The organism is Aneurinibacillus aneurinilyticus ATCC 12856, assembly GCF_000466385.1.
Taxonomy (GTDB): Bacteria; Bacillota; Bacilli; order Aneurinibacillales; family Aneurinibacillaceae; genus Aneurinibacillus; species Aneurinibacillus aneurinilyticus.
On the sequence record NZ_KE952675.1, the window covers coordinates 1 to 6,710 of the forward strand.

Genomic DNA, 6,710 nt, shown 5'->3' on the forward strand with positions numbered 1-6,710 from the left:
AAGTGGGAGACTTCTTTCGGAGGGAAGTTAAATAAAGTTATGTTAATTCTTGTCTAAAGTGATGTTGCATACTTCACTTAGAAGTGTTAAAATCAGCTTTACATTGAACGAAAGGGATGATGGGTGGACAATGGATAACTAACCTAATTTTTAACATTTGAAATAGTATATTTCAGATAATAAAACTTAGGATTAGTCTGCCCATTTTTCCATATATTATATAGCTGCGATGCTAAATAGCTTATTTACGTACGGCAAAAAGGCGATTTGACTAATCCTTCCAAAATTATTTGGGAGGATTTTTTATTCTCCCTAAAGAGAAGGGATGATTCTTTATGTTAGAACTAATGCAGTTACAAAATATAAAAGTTGAAATTCAAAATCATACTATTTTTGAAAATATAAATACGAATGTACAACAAGGGGATATTATCGGAATCATAGGTAAAAATGGTGCTGGAAAATCAACGTTATTGCAATTACTGAATGGTGACTTTCCACCAACAGAAGGACAAATTAAGCACCTGCAAAATGATCTTATCATCACGATGGTTGAACAAGAAACCGAGTCTTATTCTTTTGATGAGGTTACATCTCAAGAAGAAGCGTTATTAAGGAAGTGGAATGTTCCAATCCGTGACTTCTCGAATTTAAGTGGAGGAGAAAGATTAAAAGCCCGCCTTGCAAAAGGTTTAGCCAAAAATACGGACATTTTATTGTTGGACGAACCAACAAATCATTTAGATGAACAGAGTTCAGACTTCCTAATTAGCCAGCTTAAAAGCTATAAAGGTACTATTATACTCGTATCGCATGATCGTTATTTCTTAGATAAAGTTGTCACGAAAATATGGTCAATTGAAAATCAAACGCTCATCAGTCATAGCGGTAACTATACTAGTTATATGAAATTTCGTGAAAGAGAAAGGCTTACACAGCAACGTGAATATGAGAAACAGCAAAAGATGATAGAACGTATTGAAGGTCAAATGAACCAACTAACATCATGGTCAAAATCAGCTCACGCACAATCAACAAAACAGGAATTCCCTAAAGAATACTATCGTGTAAAAGCTAAACGAATGGATTCACAAGTAAAATCAAAACAAAAGCGTCTTGAAAAAGAACTTGAAAAAATTAAAGTTGATGCGCCTAAGGCTGAATACCAAGTAAATTTTTCATTAAAATCGAATCATAAAGTAGGCAAGCGATTCTTAGAGGTTAAAAATTTAGAAAAGTCTTTTGAAGGACGAAAACTTTTTAAAGGTGCTAATTTTACCATTCAGCATGGCGAAAAGGTTTCAGTTACAGGTCCAAATGGTAGTGGTAAAACGACCTTTTTGAATATGATAACCGCAAAAGAAACAGTTACTAAAGGTGATATATGGGTTTCTCCATCAGCAAATATCGGCTATTTAACACAAGAAGTTTTTGACTTGCCCCTTGATCAAACTCCCAAACAGTTATTCGATAAAGAGTCATTTGAAGCGAGAGGGCACGTACGGAATTTAATGATACATTTAGGGTTCCTTGATTCTCAGTGGACAGAGCCTATTGGAAAGATGAGCATGGGTGAGCGTGTGAAATGTAAGTTAATGAAATATATTCTAGAAGAAAAAGATGTACTCATCCTAGATGAACCAACGAACCATCTAGATTTGCCTACCCGTGAACAGCTTGAAGAAACATTAGAACAATATAATGGCACTTTATTGGTCGTGTCACACGATCGTTATTTTCTTGAAAAAACAACAAACACTAAGCTCGTTTTTTCAAATCACACCATATATAAGCAAATTAATGGGAAGGAACCATCACCAAAAAGAGATGATAATGAGGAATTGCGTTTAACTCTTGAAACAGAACGACAAGAAGTTTTGGGGAAGCTTAGCTTCATGACTCCAAATAATAAAGAATATGCGGTGCTTGATCTAAGGTTTAAAGAGCTCACGAAATTAATAAAGGAGCTTCAATGATTGGTTGTAAAATCCTGAGGCCCACAATGTTTTAGTTATTCCATTATCGAGCGCTTTAATGGAGTAATGAAAAGGCCCAATTTCTCTATTAATTTACGGAGAAGTTGGGCTTTTTAGTATTGGGTTTCCTTATCGTTGTAAATCCGCTTTTTCCTGACATCCCCCCATCTCAATTAACCTAACAAAACAAGTTACACCCAAGACTAAAAAATGAGCTTAATTCTCATAATGGGGCTCTAGCTTGATGGCAATGTAATGGTACCCCTTAAAGTTCTTCCACTAAGCTGTCCGTTATTACGGGTATCAGCGAAGAACACTTTTGTCCGGTAAACATCTTTTTTGTTTAGTAAATAATTTTATTGTCACAATACAGCTGAAGCAAAAAGCGGCCCTCTATGCCCCTTTGTGGGAGACGAATCCATCACCCGTTCGGGACTTGCCGTGATGATTAGAAGGGGGATTTTTCAGAGAAACGCTTTCCACAATTACAAACTTACGGACGTTATGAAAAAGGTAAAATGTCAGGGTTTATGCAGAATTTAATGAACGATTATATCTTTGTTATAAGTTTGGGAAAAATGTAGATCCTTTAAAAGATTTGATTTTTGATAGATCAATTCCTTTAGAATATATTGATATTATTTAGAGACTAATCTTTGGTCTCTGCCATGTTTGGTAATGTTTTGAAAACAAAACCTATCTAAATTGGAGAATAAAAACCCAAACTGTCCTTGACAATGGGTACACTTTAATTTTTATGTAACCAAAGTATTGTTTTGTCGAAATATGATAATTTATACAGATAGATTCAAAACTTTTTACTTATGGACTGATCAAGAACCCCATCGCTCATGTAAAAATGGATGTTTTCAGCTATTTCTCCTGAGGAAAATACAAGGGTCTTTGCCAAAAATCACATCAAAATCAATGAAAAAGAGGGTTACTTTACTCAATCTGCACAATCGCATTTGAATAAAGTAACCGGCAGGTGCGCATTTTACACTCTAATAGCTAGGTTGTTCAAGAGCATTGCCAGAAACCAGCAATGACCTCTCCTGTTTCATTATGCCTATATAGATATAATGCACCGTACATAAACACATAATCCATATTATCACTATAGCCTTCCTCCTCTATTTGCAGAAAAAAGGAATAATTATTATTTTCCAACTCTTTATAATAATAACTTTTGGGTTGAATAAGACGTGGTTCTCCCAAAACTTTAATAAACAAAAAATTATTCCCTTGGTTTTCCGAATAATCACTTATTGAGTTCATACCTAAATCTAAAATACTTTTATCAGTGTTGCTCCCAATTTCGGAGTATTCATGCTCTATAACTCTTACTTCAATTGAAGGATAAATATTTTTTTCCAATAAAGTATCAAAATTCTCATGAATAATAATAGAAAGCATAACATCCTCCTTTTCTGGATGAACTAGAGTTGCATAAAACCTGTAATCATCAGGTATTTGTTCTTCAATCAATTTTGGAGGATTACCACCTATTCTACCTCTCACATGATTATCAAAAGGAATGCATTGAGCAAACAATTAAAATCCACCCTTCCATTTTATTAGTTTTTAAGGACATTTTATATAACCTTGTTTCTTAGCAAAATTAATTGCATCCTCCCTAAGTTTCGTCGTTAATTCAGTAGCATAACGCTTCGCATTTACAGGTTCCCAACCTCTTTCCAACAATCCTTCATATATTCCCCGCCTAGTTAAAGCACTTTTCCCCTTCAATTTCGGACCCTTCATGTTGTTTGTTCTGGATAAAATCGGATAATTAACAATAATTTCTTTTACTAAAAAGCAGTAAAAAAACAAAAAACACCGTTCAAACGTCAAACGGTGTTACAAAGACAGCTTTCGTCACCAGGACCTTGTAAATGAACATTCTTTTCTTATTCACAGGTTTGTAGCAATAACACTGCTTATATTGTCTGTTTATAACCTTATGATGACCTGGGTTCCATCTTGTAATTTTATATCGACAATAACAAGACCTTTTTGATGCTGTAACTCTTTAATGATAGAACTCAGAAAATGCTTTATCAGCTTTGGATGTAAAAACTCGACAAAAAAAACTTTTTCCCCTGACTGATGCTTCATCCATTTATTTATCTGTCTCCAAAGAAATTCAGAAGATAACAAGAAGCTTAAGAGGTACATAAAGCTGTACGGAACAGGAATCGAAAATCTACGTTTATTTTCCGTTTGAATTTTGACTTTAATCATCGAAAGACCTATTCGATAATGACAGCTACAGTATCGCCATTAGCCGATTGAATATCCACAATTTGACCATCTAGTTCGTTTTCAATCGCATCGATTAACAAATCAATATCCAAATCTTTTACATATTTTTCTGCCTGTGGTACGTTTATCGCAATACCGTGACCTGCCCTTAACACCGTTTTCACAAGTTTAATGGGTAACTTAACATTCACGTTACCGTTCTCTTTAGAAACGACACGTACTTTTAATGTTTTATCCAAATATGCTGTAGGCGCTATATATGATGCTTCTTTTTCTTTTAACACCTGGATAAGTTCAGCCGCTTTTTCAGAATCAATTTTTCCTTCTTGTACCATCATTAATACTTTTGAAATTTCTTCTTTCATTTTAAATCCCTCGATTCATTTTTTAATAATTTAATGGCTTCTTCAGCTTTTAGTTCGCCATCTTCTAACATAGAAATAATTTTTTTTGTATCCCGCTCACTTTTTTTCGGCATTTCAGCATCATGTCCAAGTGCAACAACAACATCATTTAGCTTTCCGCGTACGGTTGGATAAGAAATACCAAGCTCTTTCTCCACTTCTTTAATGTTTCCTCTACAAACAAGAAATGTTTCTATGAATTGCAATTGTTCGGAAGACAAAGAAGCGAATTTTGATAATTTAAATTCATTTTCAATGGTAGTATGACAATGCGGACAGTGTAACTTCATGACATGCAGTGAATGGCTACAAACTGGGCAGTTAGTCAAAACAGGATATCTCATAAGAAATTCCTTTCTTTTATTTGAGTTGATTATACGATCGAAAATCACAAAAGTAAACATTAATATTAAATATAATTAAAAATAATATAATGAAAATTAATTTATTCAATACACACTTTTATTTTTTAAAAAACCACATGATATTTATATAAGCATTGTTTTCTCGTGCCCAATTGCTGAACCGCTGAATGAACAAGCCTCTTCCCTTCCCATTTCATATATGGGAGAAGGTACACGCATCGGCGTATTTCTTCGTCTTTTTCTCGCAAAGAAGGCACACGGCTGCTTTGTGGTATCAAGGCCGGGAGCACAAAACATCTGGGTGGTTACCTTTGTGTATCTTTCACTGCTTCATTCTAATATGGCAACCATCGGCCGTTAACCCTTCTCTTTTAATACACAAAATATTTTCTAGAACATTTTTTTTGGTGGGGGGGAAATTTATGGTACTTGAAGACGCAATTATTTCAAGATATGTCTCTGAAAATGGGGACTACTCTGGAAGTGAATCCATTATTAAATAGATGATGTAGCCTATAAAGCAAGAGGTTTCTCTTTTCAAGGAGATAAAAAATTATCATCATGGTCCGTTGTTATGACTAAAAGCTAAAATATTTTCTTCGCAAGACATATCAAATATTCAGGAGGTTAGACACGCCCTGTACCTATATACCTCAACAGGGCACGAAGAGGGCTTTTCGTCTCCCTTGGCGACCGATATACGCTTCTCTACGGGAGACGAACCCACCGTCCGCTTGGGACTTGATGTAGTGACTATTTACTCTGAATAAGGTCGGATAATCAATACCCTTGATTAATACTACCTAACCTATTCAACTGTTAATAACTGCTCAAAGAAACCGCCGATTTCAAGTTCCCGATCGATAAAATGGATCTCCAAGATCCAATCTCGTGGCTGACCATTCTTATCAGGTTCTCTCATTGGAACTTTATTGTCAGGATGAATATAATTCTCAACTTCCTCACCCTGTACCTGTTCATGAGGGAACTCACCAATAAGATGGCCGGCATGCGGACCTCCGTATTCCCATCCATACTTTTTCGCAAGATCGCAAACGAATGCGAAAAGTTCACTGCCTGTAATATGCGGTCTGGATTGGAAGAAGGCTTTTCCCTCTTCCCAAGCCTGTGCAATATCATTACGTAGCTTCACTTTGATTGGATCTTTTCCGAGAACGTATGTCCGACCGAAATCAGCCTCCCAATCCTCAAATATAGGACCAAAGTCAAGAAAGATAATATCTTCCTTAGAAACGGTCAAGTCTGGTGGATTTTCCCTATAAGGATACAGGGTGTTCCTCCCAGCTCGCACAATACGTTTATGCCAATATTTTTTAATTCCGAACATTTGGAAAGCCAATTCATAAATCTCTCGATTAATTTGTTTTTCAGTTATACCACTACGCAGTATACCTTTTTCTTCGATTGCTCTAAATAATTCTTCTGCCTTCGTTTCGGCATCCCGTAGGGCTAAATGTCTTTTCTCTAAAGATTGATTCAAAACTTCTCTCACCTCTTACTAATAATATAACACACCTGTTGATTATCCATATACCGGAAGAAATAAGATGCACGCGTCGGCGTGTTCCCTCGTCTTTTCTACAAGGAAGAGACACGGCCGCTTTGTGGCGCCAGGGCCGAACCGGCAAAACATCTGGGCCTCTCAGTGTGGGAGACAGTTGCCGGTCAATTTCGTCCCT

At 35.8% G+C, this 6,710-nt stretch carries 5 protein-coding genes; 1 reads left to right on the plus strand and 4 read right to left on the minus strand.

The features are described 5' to 3' along the window. Positions 1 to 335: 335 nt before the first annotated feature. The gene (gene abc-f, locus HMPREF0083_RS02245) at positions 336 to 1,976 is read left to right on the plus strand and encodes a ribosomal protection-like ABC-F family protein (protein ID WP_021619336.1); all 1,641 of its coding nucleotides are present in this window, start codon (positions 336 to 338) and stop codon (positions 1,974 to 1,976) included. Positions 1,977 to 2,996: 1,020 nt separating this feature from the next. Here abc-f and HMPREF0083_RS02250 read toward each other — a convergent pair. The 4 genes from HMPREF0083_RS02250 to HMPREF0083_RS02270 all read right to left on the minus strand — a co-directional run bounded on the left by HMPREF0083_RS02250 (position 2,997) and on the right by HMPREF0083_RS02270 (position 6,511). Then, the gene (locus HMPREF0083_RS02250; RefSeq protein WP_040301217.1) at positions 2,997 to 3,530 is read right to left on the minus strand and encodes a hypothetical protein; all 534 of its coding nucleotides are present in this window, start codon (positions 3,528 to 3,530) and stop codon (positions 2,997 to 2,999) included. 698 nt (positions 3,531 to 4,228) lie between these two features. Further along, the gene (locus HMPREF0083_RS02260) at positions 4,229 to 4,606 is read right to left on the minus strand and encodes an SHOCT-like domain-containing protein (protein WP_021619341.1); all 378 of its coding nucleotides are present in this window, start codon (positions 4,604 to 4,606) and stop codon (positions 4,229 to 4,231) included. Next, on the minus strand, positions 4,603 to 4,989 hold the full coding sequence (locus tag HMPREF0083_RS02265) for a DUF2089 domain-containing protein (RefSeq protein WP_040301218.1): 387 nt from the start codon (positions 4,987 to 4,989) through the stop codon (positions 4,603 to 4,605). Before HMPREF0083_RS02265 ends, HMPREF0083_RS02260 begins: the two co-directional genes overlap by 4 nt. Positions 4,990 to 5,818: 829 nt before the next feature. Then, positions 5,819 to 6,511, minus strand: a complete 693-nt coding sequence (locus HMPREF0083_RS02270; RefSeq protein ID WP_040301220.1) for a M24 family metallopeptidase — start codon at positions 6,509 to 6,511, stop codon at positions 5,819 to 5,821. Between the last annotated feature and the right edge of the window lie 199 nt (positions 6,512 to 6,710).

Coding starts and splice junctions, on each gene's coding strand:
- abc-f (WP_021619336.1), top strand. CDS start 336: ATGTTAGAACTAATGCAGTTACAAAATATAAAAGTTGAAATTCAAAAT.
- HMPREF0083_RS02260 (WP_021619341.1), bottom strand. CDS start 4,606: ATGAAAGAAGAAATTTCAAAAGTATTAATGATGGTACAAGAAGGAAAA.
- HMPREF0083_RS02265 (WP_040301218.1), bottom strand. CDS start 4,989: ATGAGATATCCTGTTTTGACTAACTGCCCAGTTTGTAGCCATTCACTG.